Genomic DNA, 14,867 nt, shown 5'->3' on the forward strand with positions numbered 1-14,867 from the left:
AGCCAGGTGAATCAATTTCATAATACCTTCAGCTGCTTCAATCAAGGCTAGATATAGATCAAAACGGTTCATTTTGTCTATATTTAGTTACAGAAATTGATTTAAGTGAGTTATGAAATTGATTCGAGTCGTTGTTCAATTCGGTGCAAGCTGAGGTTCGTCCCTTGGCCCCCATTGCTGTAACACCCGCTTCAACTCACTTAGCATGACCGGTTTGCTAATAAAGTCACGCATTCCAATCTCCAGACAAGCCTCCTTATCTTCACGTTTGGCATTGCCTGTAACTGCGATGATTGGAGGTATGCGATCCCGTGGAATTAGGCGGTGTAACAGGTCTGTTGCCTTAAGTCCATCCATCACTGGCATATGAATATCCATCAGAACAATATCATAAGCATTCTGAGAGATGGCATCAATCGCTTCTACGCCATTGGTACACACATCTGCCTGGTATCCAAGCTTCTCCAGATATTCTCGCAAAATCTTGCGGTTCACTGGATGATCCTCCGCCACCAGAATACGCATGGCGACCTTGTCACTCTGACGTGTACGATCATGATGGAACTGACTTGCTGTCTGTTCTGCTGAAGCATCTATACTCGCCGCAGGAACAGCAAACCGGAAGGTTGAGCCTTCCCCTTCTGTACTCTCGACACTGATACTACCTCCCATGATCTCAACGAGTCGCTTGGAGATGACCAGTCCCAGCCCTGTACCACCATATTTGCGGTTAATCACCGGATGCAGCTGAGAGAAGGACTGGAACAACTGATCCAGCTTGTCAGCCGGGATGCCAATTCCCGTATCTTGCACAGCAAAATCAAGCACGCTATCTTCAGGCTTCCTGCCTTTGATAATATCCACGTTAACATCAATGCTTCCCTGATCTGTGAACTTAAGCGCATTGCCAACCAAGTTCACCAGAATCTGCCGGATACGTATGGCGTCACCAACCATGAACTCAGGGATGCTTGGATTGAGACGATATCTGATCTCCAGATGTTTCTCATCTGCACGAGGTTTAAACAGTTCGGCAACCTGTTCCAGCATCTTACGTAATGCAAATGGTTCATAAGCCAGCGCCATTTTTCCGGATTCCAGCTTACTGAAGTCCAAAATATCATTAAGGATGTTCAGCAGCGCATCGCCACTGTCTTGAATAATCTCGGCATATTCACGCTGTTCTTCCGATAAATCGGTACCGATCAATAATTCTGTCATCCCCACGATCCCGTTCATCGGTGTGCGGATCTCATGGCTAACCATTGACAGAAATTCTGACTTGGCCTGAGCCGCCAGCTCAGCTGTCTCTTTGGCACGTACAATTTCGCGTTCGCCAGTCACATCATTGAACACGACCACCGCGCCCTGAATCTGTCCCTGTTCAATAATCGGCGTCACCTGATACTGTACCAGAAAGCTGCTGCCATCTTTACGCCAGAATACATCTTCCTTGACTGAACGTCTCTGTCCATCCAACACGGTCATGTGAATTGGGCACTCTTCTATTGGGAAATGACTTCCGTCTGCACGGGTGTGATGAATAATGGGATGTAAGTTCTTGCCAATGAACTCTTGCGCCTCATAACCGAACATCGAAGCTGCTGCTGGGTTCATAAACATGGTGATTCCATCCGCATCCAAACCATATATTCCTTCCGTAACCGTGTTGAGGATCAGCTCATGTTGCTTGCTTAACTCCTGAATTCGTCCCGTGTATTCCTTACGCTCGGTAATATCGGACACGATTCCATAGACGCCTACCACTTCTTTATCCACAATAATCGGCACATTCGTAACAGACACTTCAATCTTCCGACCCCTTGAATTGACGATTCGGGTCTCATAATATTGCGGTTCGCCTTGCTTCACCATTGCAAAATAATGTTCGCCGTATTGCACTTCGCATTTATCCAGATTAGATAGAAAAGATTCGCCAATCAGCTTATTACGCGGAATATCCAGCATCTGTACAAGTTTGCTGTTCACCGCACTATATTTGCCTTCCAGATTCAATGAATACACAGCTGCCGGGTTATGTTCGAATAGCGATCTGTATCGCTGACGACTTTCGCGAAGACGTCTATCCGCATCCTTATGCTGGGTAATATCCCTGCTGATGCTTACAATCTGGACACTCTTGCCCTGTTCTCTGGCCACAGGCTTCGCCAATGTCTCCATCCAGATATAGTGCCCCTTCTTGTGCAGCACACGCATCTTGCAGCCATTGCTGATCTTGGTAAGATCCATCGGGTCAGGGTAATCTCCCGGATAACAATAATCCTTGAAGGACTTTCCTGTAACTTCCTCCGGCCTATAACCCAGCAAGGCGTACACGGAAGGTGAGACATATAACAACTCTCCATCCGTAGAACAAGTCGTAATCAGATCTTGTGCATGGTCAGCCAGCACCTGATATTTCTCCTGTGCCTCTTTAAGCTCACGTTGCACTTCCAGGATACCGGTAACATCTTTGGCAATACCATAGATTCCTACAACTTCGTTTCCATCCGTTATAGGCACATACGTAATCTCTGCCTGTTTCAGAGAACCATCTTTATGATAAAAAGTAATGGAATTACTGACTGAACGTCCAGCCAGTACCTCTTTAATATATTCATTGCGTAAATTTGCACTGTCCGGAGGACAGAGCTGATTTTGATTCATACGAATCAAGCCATCCAGTGTATACCCCGAGATTCGCTCTACCGAGGGATTAGCATCAATATAGTTTCCATGGATATCCATCACATAAATGGCATCCGGGTGGTTAAAAAACAGTGATTGGTAAGAACTTCCCTCAGAAATAATGCGCTTCAGGGTTTCCGTTTTATTAATATCCAAGGCTTACCCCTCTTTTCTCAGCCAATATCTTCATCTAACATCAGGGATTGATTATCCCTTGCCAAAATGGGTCTACCCTCGAATAACCATGTAAGCCCGCCTAGAAACAGCTTTTTTTATTTTACCAGATTCTCGTCTCATTTTGCTTACAATCTATGATTAAATTCACATGTTGTGTGATGTAATACTTGGAATTTTAATTTTACTTCGGAGGCGTCTTCGAACGCATGCAAGGTATACAAAGTAGAAAGCCACGACATAAAATTAACGATACATTTTGTATCAAAAAGGCTATAATCGTTAAAAAACGTTTTTGACGACGGAGAGGATGGATGAATCATGCTGCCCAACAGAGTTAAAATTGCCTATGGCAAACTAAGAGGCTTGGCCATTTTTGGTAAAATCCAACCCTCAATGGGCCTGCTGCCAAGAATCAGGGGTAAGGTTTATCTGAATAAACGGGGTGACTTACAGGTGGGAAAGAGGCTTAACATCATCGGTAAACCCTGGGGAACCCAGCTAACCGTGGTCAAAGGGGCACGATTAACCATTGGCGATGACGTCATGATTAATGCCGGTGTGGGGATTGCCGCCAACGTAGAGGTGACGATTGGTAATAACGTCATGATCGGTCCTCGAACAAGTATATTCGACAGTGCTTATCACCGGATTGATTCACTGGATGATGGGAGCCAGACTGCCAAACGAATTGTTATCCGGGATAATGCCTGGATTGGTACAGGCGCGCTCATTCTGCCCGGAGTGACGATTGGCAGAAATGCAGTCGTGGCAGCAGGGAGCACGGTGACCAAAGATGTACCCGAGAATACACTTGTAGCAGGAGCCCCAGCCAAAATCATTCGAGAGCTGACCATTCATGACGGGTGGGTTAGGCATTAGAAAAAATCCTCCTGAAGCCTACATACAATAGAGCTTTGCATGTTTTGCTTAAGAAGGATCTTGATTTTACGATAACCAGGCGTATATCTAATTATTCAAATTTCTTTTTTGGCAAAATACATCATGCCGATTCCAATGAAAATGACAGCACTGCCTCCAACGACCGCCAGCATCGTCATCAGCGGCACGTTGTAGGCTCCGAAACCTCCGCCGTCTACGGGTGTCATCAGAATCATCGGTTGCGCCCAAGGATAATACGGTCCATATGTCGCTGAGTTGACGATGAGGATATTGGGCACGGTCAGTGCAAAATTCAGTGCGAGCGGTGCAGCAAAGCTGCTCCACACCAGGGAAACGAACATCTGCAAGGCAGCCAGTGGTACACAGGCCAGCAACCCAAGCAGCAGTTTGCCCACCAGGAATCCCCATGGGATCTGCATCGTAATGCCATGGATCATGCCTGCCAGCAGAATGGACATCAGCAACAATACTTGTGTACCCGCCAGAAGCATGAGTACAATCGTCAGCTTGCCTGCATACACCCCTGAACGTGTGAGTGGCAATACCAGCATCTGCTTCCACCCTCCTCCTGCATGTTCAAAACGGCAGACAAAAGAGGTAAACACGCCAGTCAGCATCGGCAAAAGGAGTAATCCGTGCAAGAATACCATGGTGCCCATCAATACCTGCCAATTCCCCGATGGAGTGGACAATAGCCCGATGAGCAGCGCAATGAGCGGACTCAACAGAATCAGGAGCCACACGGGGGATTTGCCCATTTTTAGCCGCTCAGCCGATAGAATGCGAAAATACGTTGTCGCGAAGCTCATATCAGGCCACATCCTTTCGGCTAAAGTACAACATACCCATCAACAGGATTAAGAGCCCCAGACCTGCACCCATGCCTGCATACAGATATGGATTAGGTCCATTCCAAGCCATCTGTGCCCAAGCAAGTGGAAAGTTCGGTGAGATACTGAGCGCGAACATACCTGTTATCGCGAGAACAATTCCCAGAGTGACGGGAAGCGCCTGATTTTTATTGACCATTGTGAGCCATAACTCCAACGACAACACGGGAAGCGCACCAGCCAAGGGCAACAGCCCCAGCTTGATTGCATGCATCCAAGGGATCTCATTGGCATGGAATCCGAGGATCAGACCCAAACCTATAATCCCTGCGGTTAGCAGCAGGCAGGAGATCACCAGCAGCAGACATGCCAGCAAAAACTTCGACAGATATACGGCCGGCCTTGGAATCGGCAATGCGAGAAGCTGTTTCCACGACCCCTGTTCATGCTCGACATTAGCAATCATGGAGCTAAGAATGGTCGCTCCCAGCATAAGAGACAACGGCACAAAGACAACCACATTGCCCAGCAATCCACCCCACAGGTTACCGGCATACTGTTCTTTCAGATAGTCCAACCGTAAGCCAAAATTAAGCGCCTGCATCGCTGTCAATCCAATAGGGGCCAGAAAAACGAGAAACCAGATTCCCTTCCCCCGAATCTTGAGCCAGTCCGACGATAATGCACGTCCGGTCATATGGATGCCCCCTCGCCGATGACCCGCATGAACAGATCTTCCAGCGACTGACGCTGTTCTTCTACACGATACACATCATGATCCTGTTCAATCAATCGGCGCACAAGCAGCGCAACCGAGGGATTATCCATATAAGGGAACGTTAACGCCGAACCTTGTTGCTGACCAAATTGCCCCTGCTCTCTCGCCAGTTTCATGGCCTCTTCCGGTTCGGAAACTGTTAACCGGATCGAGCTGCCCGTCTGACTATGCAGACTCGCGATGGTATCCTGAAGCACCATCTTGCCTTCACGGATAATACCGACACGACTTGCCATCTGTTCAACTTCACTCAGCAAGTGGCTGGAAACCAGAACGGTAATGCCATGTTCCAGAGGCATGCGTTTGATCAGTTCCCGAATCTCCTGAATACCGGCAGGATCAAGCCCATTCGTTGGTTCGTCCAGAATCAGCAATTCCGGTTCACCCAGCAAAGCGCTGGCAATACCCAGACGTTGCTTCATCCCAAGGGAATACCCCTTCACTGAACGTTTGGCATCCTTGGTCAGATCTACAATGGACAGCACCTCATCAATTCTTGATTTTGGTACATTGATGATGCGGCGCAAGGCTTCCAGATTCTCTACTGCGTTCAGATGTCCGTAATAGGACGGGTATTCAACCAAGGAGCCTACACGGCGCAAAATATCCATGCGCTCCTTGCGGATATCCTTGTCAAAGACACGGATCACGCCTTTGGTTGGTTTAATCAAGCCGAGAAGCATGCGAATTGTTGTTGTTTTGCCGGCACCATTGGGACCGAGAAAGCCGTAGATATCTCCCTTTTTAATATGCAGATCAAGTTCACGGACCGCTGCACGATCCCGATATGTTTTCCATAGATTTGCTGTTTGAATAATATTTTCACTCACTGTATGATCACCTCGGAACTATCGTAACCTTCCAAGGTTAAAGCCAAGGTAGTCTCCAGTTTAAGTTTAGTTTAAAAAAGCTATTTCAGCGGTGGATCGTTTCCTTCATTCCTTTACCACTGTAGATAGATGTCCGGACACCCGCATCGGAACTGTCTACCCGCTTGCGCAGACCCATCTCACGAATCAACAAGTCTACAATGGATAAGCCCAGACCTGTGCCTTTGGTGTCGGAATCCTGTTGCATTCCCGGACCCCAATCTTGAATAACGATGGCCGTCTCCCCCTGAATCTCCCGGGTTGAGATGCCAATATATTTCCCGCTGGCGGCATGACGGATCACGTTTTGAAACAAATTATCGAGAATACGGCGCATGCCTTGTTCATCCATATGCCAGATTAGCGGTTCATCCGGCAGGTCAATATCAATTTCGAATTGCTCTTTCTCCCAGACCGGGTACCAGGCAGCCGCCGTTTCCCTGACAATGCGTAGCATATCTTTCTCTTCCAGCTTCAACGTATATTTACCACTCGTGAGCAAATTGTAAGACAACATGTTGTCAATGAGCCCGCCGAGGTCCTCCATCTTCGCTTCCATGCGATGTAATGAACGGTCACCTTGCTCGCTCAGCGCTTCCTTGTGCAAAGCATGCATATGTCCACGAATCACCGTTAGCGGGGTGCGCAGATCGTGGGAAAGCCCCGCAATCAGACGTTTGCGCAATTGTTCTTCCTCACGTTCACGCTCGCGGCTGTCGGACAGTTGATGTACCATCTGGTTAAATGATTCCTCCAGTTGACCAATCTCGTCTGACCGGCGGATATCAACCGGAAGCGGGATGCCTTCTTTGCCCGTGGTCATCATTGCCGTCTGCAATCGTATAAGCCTTTTGCGAATGCGTGCGAAGAAGAGAACCGACATGATGATGAAAATCATGAAGATGATCATCATGACAACGCCGAGATACAGGAGCTCCATCGGCCAGTTACTCTGTGTCATTTGCAGAAGTGATCGCGGCACTTCAATGATCATGAAGCCCTGTCCCTTGTCCTTTTCACCTCCGCCGATGTATGTAACTACGGTTAACGGATCTCGAAAGGAAGCTTCTTTCATGAATTGCACCGTGTTGCTCACATTCCATATAGCCGGAATTCGAGTCTCTGCCGTTTTCCCGGAATCCAGTGACCATCTCAATGTCGTGTCTGTCCCGCCATCCGGCGATGTGGAATTCAGAAGCGTTACATCTTCACCACCGAGAATAAAGAGGGTCTCACCGCTCGCATTCACACGATACATGGAAGACTTGGGATACGATGCATGTAATTGCTCCAAACGGGCCTTAATCTCCTCATCTGAAGCACCATTCAGGTTCTCCGCTTCACGCGACCAGAGGTTACTAATCCGAGTAACGTCACCATAGGGTGCCGCTTGATTCGTATTCGTGTTATTCACTACGACAACATATAGGATGGATATAATCGGAAGAACGACGGGCACGAATAATACTGCCGCTAGAATCAGGATGATATATCTGGACATCAAGGACCGCCCGAAGCGTAGCTTGCGCCGCCCAGACTGCTTTTGACCCGCGCTTCGTTCTCCCTTCCGTTCTGACTTCATCGTCTTCCGTTCTCGGAACCGCCGGATCATGGCTTCTTCACGCGATATCCCACACCGCGGACTGTCTGAATAATTACCGGATTGGCCGGATCAAGTTCCAGCTTCTCACGTAGATGTCGAATATGTACCATCAAAGTCTTGTCTCCATCCAGATAGGGCTCGTTCCAGACGGCTTCATAGATCTGCTCTTTGGTTCGAATCATGCCCATATGTCGTAGCAGGTAGGCGAAGATGTGGAACTGTTTTCCCGATAAAACAATCTCATCCCCCGTCTCCTCATTGACGATGCGGTTATCCTTCTCATAGATGGAGAGATGATCCAGCTTCAGAGCTGTATCCGATGAGACCGCAGTTCCCGCCTTACGCAGTTGGACCTCAATCCGGGCAGCCAGTTCATCGGGGTGAAATGGTTTCGTTACATAGTCATCGGCAAAATCGAGACCATGCAACTTGTCGTCAATGGACGTTCTGGCCGAGAGCATGACAATGGGCACGGCGGGATGTTCTTTTTTCAGTCGCTGGCCCACCGTAAATCCATCCAGCCCGGGCAGCATGACATCCAGAATAATGAGTGAGCAACCAACAGCAGCCTCCGCTGCACCTTCACCACTGCCGAGCCATACCACCTCATAACCGCGCTCCTCCAGATCGGCTCTGACCCAAGTTGCAATTTCCGTATCATCTTCAATGTATAACAGTTTGGTTTTCATTCGAATATTCGTTTCCTTTCTGCCCCCAATGGGTTAATGATATATCTGAGCATCATCATAAAAGCTGTCTATAATACATGGATTCATATCTTGTTGAAACCATGTTGAAATCCTTTACGTTACCACACATTCTAATTATAACTTATCCATTCACGTGGGGAATGTAATATCAATCAAGTCTACCAAGTACATATTATACCTACACCTGACGGGAGGAATTTCATTATGCTGCTGGAAGCCATCTATCATCAACCGAAACGCAATTGGGCCTATGCCTATGATCAAGATACAATCCATCTGCGCCTGCGCGCAAAAAAGAATGATCTGACTGAGGTACATGCCCTGACCGGAGACAAATATGCGTGGGATGCAACCAAAGCGCTGGTTCCCTTAACGAAGTTCACCTCTGACTCCATGTTCGATTACTACGAGGGCGAGGTGAAACCTCCCTACCACCGACTGAAGTACTCTTTTCTGCTTAAAAGTGGAGACGAACAGATCTGGATGACCGAGACGGACTTCCAGGAAGAAGAACCAGATGATCCGGGTCGTATGTTCCAGTTCCCTTATATTCATGCAGGAGCTGTATTCACACCCCCTGCATGGGTTAAGGATGCCGTGTTCTATCAGATTTTCCCTGAACGATTCGCGAACGGCAACCCGGATATTAGTCCGGAAAAAGTGGAACCGTGGGGTGGCGAGCCGACCCCTTTCAATTTCTTCGGCGGTGACCTTCAGGGCGTGATCGACCATCTGGATTATATCAGTGATCTTGGCATTAATGCGATCTACTTCACACCCATCTTCGAAGCTACCACCAATCATAAATACGATACCGAAGACTACCTGCGGGTAGACCGGCACTTTGGTGACGCAGATACCGTGAAGCGACTGGTCGAGCTGTGCCATGCACGTGGAATTCGCGTACTTCTGGATGCTGTGTTCAACCATTCCGGGAAGACGTTTGCGCCGTTTGTGGATGTGCAGAAGAACGGAGAACAATCCAAATACAAGGACTGGTTCCATGTACACGAATACCCGCTGGACGTGAAAGACGGCATTCCTACGTATGAGACCTTCGGATTCGAAGCACACATGCCTAAGTTGAATACGGAGAATGCCGAGGTTAAGGCATATCTGCTGGAGGTTGCCGAGTACTGGATTAAGGAAGTGGGTGCGGACGGATGGCGTCTGGATGTTGCAGACGAAGTGGATGATGCCTTCTGGCGTGATTTCCGCCGTGTAGTCAAAGCTGCTAATCCGGATGCCTATATTCTGGGCGAAGTATGGAATGAGTCCTCCTCCTGGCTACAAGGCGACCAGTTCGATGCGTCCATGAACTATCCGTTTACGGATGCCGTAAATGCTTTCTTTGTGAAAAACACAATGCACTCCGAACAGTTCGCGAACTCCATCGGTCGGCAATTATCCCGTTATCCGCTTCAGGCCAGCGAAGTAGCATTCAACCTGCTGGACAGCCACGATACCCCACGGCTGCTCACGCTGTGTGAAGGCGACCAGCGCAAGATGAAGCTGGCTGCGTTATTCCAATTCAGTTACATGGGCGCGCCGTGCATCTATTACGGAGACGAGATTGGAATGGACGGCGAGCATGATCCGGGCTGCCGTAAATGCATGGAATGGGATGAAGCGAAGCAGGACCGTGAGCTGTTCGACTTTTATCAGAAACTGATCTCCCTGCGTCATGCTCATCCTGCCCTGCGTGCAGAAGGCACCGTTCGTTTCCTGCAGGCTCGTCCCGATGGCAGCCAATTGGTATTCGAGCGGCAAAATGAGGAGGAACGTATTCTGATCCTGTTCAATCGATCCGAAGAGACGGCTATTGTCGAACTGGAGGCAGGAGACGGGGAATGGACCGAGCTGTTTGGTGGAAACCATCGTACCGCCAAGGATGATGGCGTGCTTGCCATTGAATTGCCTGCGTATGGATATGCCGTACTGAGTACTAGTCTCACATAAACATCAAGCTATATATGCTTTTATGCAAGACAGGACAGGAGTGCACTTTATCGGAATATAAAAAATCAAATAGGCGCTTACAGACCTGTTCCGGATCTGATGAGTGCCTATTTGACTTTGACGTTAATCATTAGGGCCATGGTTATTCTGCCTGAACCAGCTGTTCCTTGAGCAACTGGATGGTAGCCTCATATTGTACAAGCCCCACTTGCAGACACAGACGCTGTGCAGGAGAAATACGCTCACCGAATTCTTCCATCTGGCGCTGAAGTTCAGCATATAACATTTCCTTTCGCTTCAACTGGGTCGAGATCCACCCCGTTACGGTATCTTCATCCGCCAACTCTCCGAAGTACAAACGCATCAGAAAATCAGAACGAAATACCTCAGCTTCCAAAGGACTCATTAAATAGGCGTGAAATTGTGCTGCTCCTTCAGGGGTCAATGAGTACACGTTCTTATCAGGTTTCCCTTCCTGCTTCACCGATTCCTTAGTCAGCAATCCTGACTTTTCCATCTTCGCAAGTGTAGGATATATGGTGCCAAAGCTGGCATCAAAGAAAAATGAAAAATATTGTTCAAAGTACTGCTTGATCTCGTATCCGGAACTTGGCTGATTGTGCAGTATTCCGAGGATGACATGCTGCGTGTTCATCGGTGTACCGCTCCTTTCCATTCCCCTTAACGTATCACAATCAGTACCCCTTGTTCAATGATCAGATGACGAAACGGTTGCTTTTAGAGCGACCGGCACAGCAACAGGCTGGTTCTCCCTACGAGGTTCAGAACGTGCCGGGCCGGAGCGTCTGATCCAGGTGCAAAGTGCACCCAAAGTCAGTGTTACTCCGCCGATTACGACGAGCAACATCGCATCTCGGCCGATCCCGTTTCCTCCGAGCACAAGGTTCATCATCCCCTCTACAGCATAAGTCGCTGGCAGATAATGACCGATAAATTGGTAGAACTCAGGCATTACATCTCGCGGAATTGTTGATCCCGAGGACAGCATCAATAGAGGCAACAGTGCACTATTTAACCAAGCCCCAGCATTGCCAAGCAACAACAGGCTCAACTGAGCCATGAATAGAAAAGATATGGTGATTAGTAACTGGAACAGCCATAACATGAACCAACCGTCTGCTGACGATACCCCCATAATGTGCATCATCCCCGATCCAACGAGCGAAACGATAAATGCCGCACCAAGATTAACGATGTTACGTGCCCAGAAGCGCTCCCACTTCCCTGCCCTGCCACTCAATTCACCAGAAACTTTCTGCAGATTCATGCCAAGCAACATCGCTCCGGTAAACGTAGCCGTTACAATCAACATCGGTACCATGGAAAAGGCAAAATTATCAACAGGGTTTAGTCGCTCCACCTCTGCCTCCACGCGTGAGGATAACCCCAGCGCCAATCCATCGGCCTGACCGGCAGGCATACCGGACTGATTCAGCACTCCGCGAATGCTATTCTGTTGTACTTCACGATTCAATGTCGCTGTAACCTGTGCGGCTACGTTCTGCATCACACTTTTCACGGTAGCCACGTTCGATTCGTTCATCACATAATTGACTGCCACCGTCTTCGACAAGTCTCCTGTCTGCTGCATAAAACCGGATGGAATCTCAATGATCATGTATACTTCCCTGTCCGTTAACAGTTGTCTCGCTTCTTCCATCGATTCGGATGGTATGATCTCGAAATCCAGCCCTGCTGCCAAAGACTCCGCCACTGGCTCAGCTGCCACCCCATCTTCATTCACGATCGTGACAGCCAACTCAGTCATTCTTTCATTAACCCGATCGTATCCGCTAAGCCAGATGATGTTAAAGAAAACCTGAAATAGTACGGCCGTAATTAGACCCACAATAGTCGCTCCATTTTTCAAAAACAGCAGACTCGTACGGATAATCCCTTTCATTTTAACCATCTCCTTTAGTTTTGTTTCGCTCTTTTATATATCGTATTGATATATGACAATTGTTAATATATCAATACGATATATAAACGTCAATATGTTTTTATTTTGTTTGTTGTCAAAGACAAAAAAAGCCGATACAAATCTTCACCAGGAAGAGATTGTATCGGCCTTTCGTATCATGCAAAGAGCGCTGCATCACCTTTAATAATCAAGACTAAGGACTACATGAGATAGCGTTAAGTTAGATTTAATTCATACCGATTCTATTACGCCTTAGGTTCTACGTCATTTTCATTTTCAGTCGCGGACTCCGTCTCAGGCTCTGCACGCTTTGCCTTCGGTTTAGCCAGCTTCTGCATCATTTTGCGACCGGTTGGTGTCTGAGCCAACCCGCCTTGGGCTGTCTCCCGGTGACGGCTCGGCATCGCACTGCCTACTTCCAGCATAACGTCGATGACTTCATCTGACGGAATAGCACTACGCACTCCGGCCAGGGCCATGTCAGCCGCAGCCAGCGCCGTAACTGCACCCAGTCCGTTACGGACGATGCACGGGATCTCAACGAGGCCTGCGACCGGATCGCAGATAAGGCCCAGTGTATTTTTTAACGCTAGGCCAACAGCATGAACGACCTGTTCCGGTGTACCTCCACGCAGTTCAACCATGGCACCCGCAGCCATGCCGATCGCGGACCCCACTTCTGCCTGACAACCACCTTCCGCACCGGAGATAAATGAATTGTTGGCAATAACATAACCAATCGCTCCCGCGCAGAACAACCCATTCACCAAATGTTCGTCCGTCCAGCCAAATCGCTCCTGTGAGCTGATAAAAACGCCAGGGATGATGCCGCAGGAACCGGCTGTAGGTGTTGCCACAATCCGGCCCATGGAGGCATTCACTTCAGATACACACAGGGCATACGCCATGGCAAGTGCGGAAGCATCACCAGAGCAAGTCTCACCCTTGCGAATGTACTCGGCCATTCTTTTACCGTCTCCACCCGTTAATCCACTACGTGATGTGGTATCTTCCGTTAACCCTTTACGTACCGCTTCCTTCATCACCTGATAATATTCAGACATCTGCTTCACAACATCCGCTTCCGGTGTATTGGTCTCCTGAACTTGCTCCTCAATCATCAGTTGAGCAATCGTTTTGGATTCCGCTGTACAGATCGTATTCAGTTCGTGTAAATGTTTAAATCGCATCCGAATCAACTCCTCTCTTCAAATCGATGACACGAATGTCCAGTACATGATCCAGCTCCTTCAGACGCTTGAGCATATCAGGATTCGGCACGCCGTCCATCTCCATCGCAGTAAGCGCTTCGCCATCACGGGCTTTCCGGTCCACCTGCATATACCCGATGTTAACCCCGGATGAACTGATCGTGGACGTTACCGAGGCAAGCACTCCTGCTTTGTCCGCATGTCGCAGAACGAGTGTCGGAAACTCACCACTAATCTGAACACGAAAATCATTCATCGCATGCACCGATACACTACCACCACCAATAGAAGCACCGATTAAGGAACATGTACGTCCTGCATGCCACAACTCAATTTTGACCGTATTGGGATGAGGAGCAGGCAGGCCGCTTGTATAAAACTCGACTTCCATGCCCGCTTCCTCTGCGTATTGCTCTGCATCCGGTATACGCGGATCGTCTGTGACATAATCCAGCAGACCGCCGATCAGTGCCAGATCTGTTCCGTGCCCCTGATACGTATCAGCGAATGAACCGTATAGTGTCAGCCGGGCACGTTCAGGCGTACAACCTAGCCACTGACGAGCGATTCTTCCCAGCCTTGCTGCTCCAGCTGTATGTGAACTTGAAGGCCCCGTCATCGACGGACCAATAATTGAGAAAACATCTTTAAATCGCACCTTATAACCCTCCAATTGTATTCGTCATTTCCATCCAGATCCCATGCCATAATGTTCCTTTATTACTGAATGATGACATCAAAAAAGGACAGAAGAAGGCCTCAGGCCCTCTCTCTGTCCTCGATACCTGAGAGTTTCACGATCAGCAGTGTCTCACGACATGGTGCATGGCCTGCAATTGCAGACAAGGTCACCAGGCTAACTGATCATATACCCCTTGGGTGGCGCAGTTCGCGCACTCTCCAGAGTTGCGTCCAACGATGGTACATTTACCTGAGAGATTAACCACTGGGCCGGGTGCGCAGCAGCTTGCTCCTTCGGTGCCTGAACACTAGCCATTTTGCTCGGCTAACTCAGGTCTCTCCCGCTCGTTATCATCCGCTGTATGGAACCATTCTGAGCGTATGTCAGAACAGTAATGGAAATCGTTCATTCTTCTTCATTAAGATTAATCGACCGGAAGATCAGTGTCAACAAACTTAACGATATCTTTGGATGTATTTCCTTCATTTCCTGTTGAACCGCTGGAAACCAGAATA

The 14,867-nt window shown here is 48.5% G+C and carries 12 protein-coding genes and 2 riboswitches; of the genes, 2 read left to right on the forward strand and 10 right to left on the reverse strand.

Annotated elements, in window-relative coordinates; all coding sequences use genetic code 11:
- Window positions 1-135: 135 nt before the first annotated feature.
- Window positions 136-2,844: a PAS domain S-box protein gene (locus tag AB4111_RS24565; RefSeq protein WP_442033584.1), complete on the reverse strand. Its 2,709-nt coding sequence runs from the start codon at window positions 2,842-2,844 to the stop codon at window positions 136-138.
- A 339-nt stretch (window positions 2,845-3,183) separates the two neighbouring features.
- Here AB4111_RS24565 and AB4111_RS24570 point away from each other — a divergent pair, with 339 nt between their 5' ends.
- A complete protein-coding gene (locus tag AB4111_RS24570) occupies window positions 3,184-3,744 on the forward strand; it encodes an acyltransferase (RefSeq protein WP_442033585.1) in 561 nt (186 codons plus the stop codon).
- Window positions 3,745-3,839: 95 nt separating this feature from the next.
- Here AB4111_RS24570 and AB4111_RS24575 read toward each other — a convergent pair whose 3' ends face one another.
- The 5 genes from AB4111_RS24575 to AB4111_RS24595 all read right to left on the reverse strand — a co-directional run bounded on the left by AB4111_RS24575 (window position 3,840) and on the right by AB4111_RS24595 (window position 8,534).
- Window positions 3,840-4,574: an ABC transporter permease gene (locus AB4111_RS24575; protein ID WP_442033586.1), complete on the reverse strand. Its 735-nt coding sequence runs from the start codon at window positions 4,572-4,574 to the stop codon at window positions 3,840-3,842.
- A gap of 1 nt (window position 4,575) precedes the next feature.
- Window positions 4,576-5,292 carry an ABC transporter permease gene (locus AB4111_RS24580; RefSeq protein ID WP_442033587.1) on the reverse strand — a complete coding sequence of 239 codons (717 nt, stop codon included), beginning with the start codon at window positions 5,290-5,292 and terminating at the stop codon, window positions 4,576-4,578.
- Window positions 5,289-6,203, reverse strand: coding sequence for an ABC transporter ATP-binding protein (locus AB4111_RS24585; protein ID WP_442033588.1), 915 nt, complete (start codon window positions 6,201-6,203; stop codon window positions 5,289-5,291). The genes AB4111_RS24580 and AB4111_RS24585 overlap by 4 nt, the downstream gene beginning before the upstream one ends.
- Window positions 6,204-6,288: 85 nt before the next feature.
- Entirely contained in the window at window positions 6,289-7,824 is a 1,536-nt protein-coding gene (locus AB4111_RS24590; RefSeq protein WP_442033589.1) for a HAMP domain-containing sensor histidine kinase, read from the reverse strand.
- 26 nt (window positions 7,825-7,850) lie between these two features.
- Window positions 7,851-8,534, reverse strand: a complete 684-nt coding sequence (locus tag AB4111_RS24595) for a response regulator transcription factor (protein ID WP_105601503.1) — start codon at window positions 8,532-8,534, stop codon at window positions 7,851-7,853.
- Window positions 8,535-8,759: 225 nt separating this feature from the next.
- Between AB4111_RS24595 and AB4111_RS24600 the strand changes: the two genes are divergently transcribed.
- Window positions 8,760-10,514, forward strand: coding sequence for an alpha-glycosidase (locus AB4111_RS24600; RefSeq protein ID WP_442033590.1), 1,755 nt, complete (start codon window positions 8,760-8,762; stop codon window positions 10,512-10,514).
- 142 nt (window positions 10,515-10,656) lie between these two features.
- On the opposite strand, the gene AB4111_RS24605 is transcribed toward AB4111_RS24600, so the two are convergent.
- From AB4111_RS24605 to sdaAB, 4 genes are all read right to left on the reverse strand, one after another.
- Window positions 10,657-11,169, reverse strand: coding sequence for a PadR family transcriptional regulator (locus AB4111_RS24605; RefSeq protein ID WP_253429480.1), 513 nt, complete (start codon window positions 11,167-11,169; stop codon window positions 10,657-10,659).
- Between the two features lie 54 nt (window positions 11,170-11,223).
- Window positions 11,224-12,438 (reverse strand): YhgE/Pip domain-containing protein, encoded by a 1,215-nt coding sequence (locus tag AB4111_RS24610; protein ID WP_442033591.1) that lies wholly within the window; start codon window positions 12,436-12,438, stop codon window positions 11,224-11,226.
- Between the two features lie 266 nt (window positions 12,439-12,704).
- Entirely contained in the window at window positions 12,705-13,649 is a 945-nt protein-coding gene (sdaAA, locus tag AB4111_RS24615) for an L-serine ammonia-lyase, iron-sulfur-dependent, subunit alpha (protein WP_253429476.1), read from the reverse strand.
- The gene (sdaAB, locus tag AB4111_RS24620) at window positions 13,639-14,328 is read right to left on the reverse strand and encodes an L-serine ammonia-lyase, iron-sulfur-dependent subunit beta (protein ID WP_442033592.1); all 690 of its coding nucleotides are present in this window, start codon (window positions 14,326-14,328) and stop codon (window positions 13,639-13,641) included. Before sdaAB ends, sdaAA begins: the two co-directional genes overlap by 11 nt.
- Window positions 14,329-14,440: 112 nt before the next feature.
- Window positions 14,441-14,576, reverse strand: a riboswitch (glycine riboswitch).
- Between the two features lie 4 nt (window positions 14,577-14,580).
- A riboswitch (glycine riboswitch) is annotated at window positions 14,581-14,705 on the reverse strand.
- Between the last annotated feature and the right edge of the window lie 162 nt (window positions 14,706-14,867).

The sequence above is a fragment of the Paenibacillus sp. 2KB_22 genome, from assembly GCF_052115745.1.
In the GTDB taxonomy this organism is placed as follows: Bacteria; Bacillota; Bacilli; order Paenibacillales; family Paenibacillaceae; genus Paenibacillus.

What these genes read in the sequence shown, in the direction of transcription:
- AB4111_RS24605 (WP_253429480.1), bottom strand. Translation starts at nt 11,169, where the DNA reads ATGAACACGCAGCATGTCATCCTCGGAATACTGCACAATCAGCCAAGT.
- AB4111_RS24580 (WP_442033587.1), bottom strand. Translation starts at nt 5,292, where the DNA reads ATGACCGGACGTGCATTATCGTCGGACTGGCTCAAGATTCGGGGGAAG.
- AB4111_RS24590 (WP_442033589.1), bottom strand. Translation starts at nt 7,824, where the DNA reads ATGAAGTCAGAACGGAAGGGAGAACGAAGCGCGGGTCAAAAGCAGTCT.
- sdaAA (WP_253429476.1), bottom strand. Translation starts at nt 13,649, where the DNA reads ATGCGATTTAAACATTTACACGAACTGAATACGATCTGTACAGCGGAA.
- AB4111_RS24595 (WP_105601503.1), bottom strand. Translation starts at nt 8,534, where the DNA reads ATGAAAACCAAACTGTTATACATTGAAGATGATACGGAAATTGCAACT.
- AB4111_RS24600 (WP_442033590.1), top strand. Translation starts at nt 8,760, where the DNA reads ATGCTGCTGGAAGCCATCTATCATCAACCGAAACGCAATTGGGCCTAT.
- AB4111_RS24575 (WP_442033586.1), bottom strand. Translation starts at nt 4,574, where the DNA reads ATGAGCTTCGCGACAACGTATTTTCGCATTCTATCGGCTGAGCGGCTA.
- AB4111_RS24610 (WP_442033591.1), bottom strand. Translation starts at nt 12,438, where the DNA reads ATGAAAGGGATTATCCGTACGAGTCTGCTGTTTTTGAAAAATGGAGCG.
- AB4111_RS24570 (WP_442033585.1), top strand. Translation starts at nt 3,184, where the DNA reads ATGCTGCCCAACAGAGTTAAAATTGCCTATGGCAAACTAAGAGGCTTG.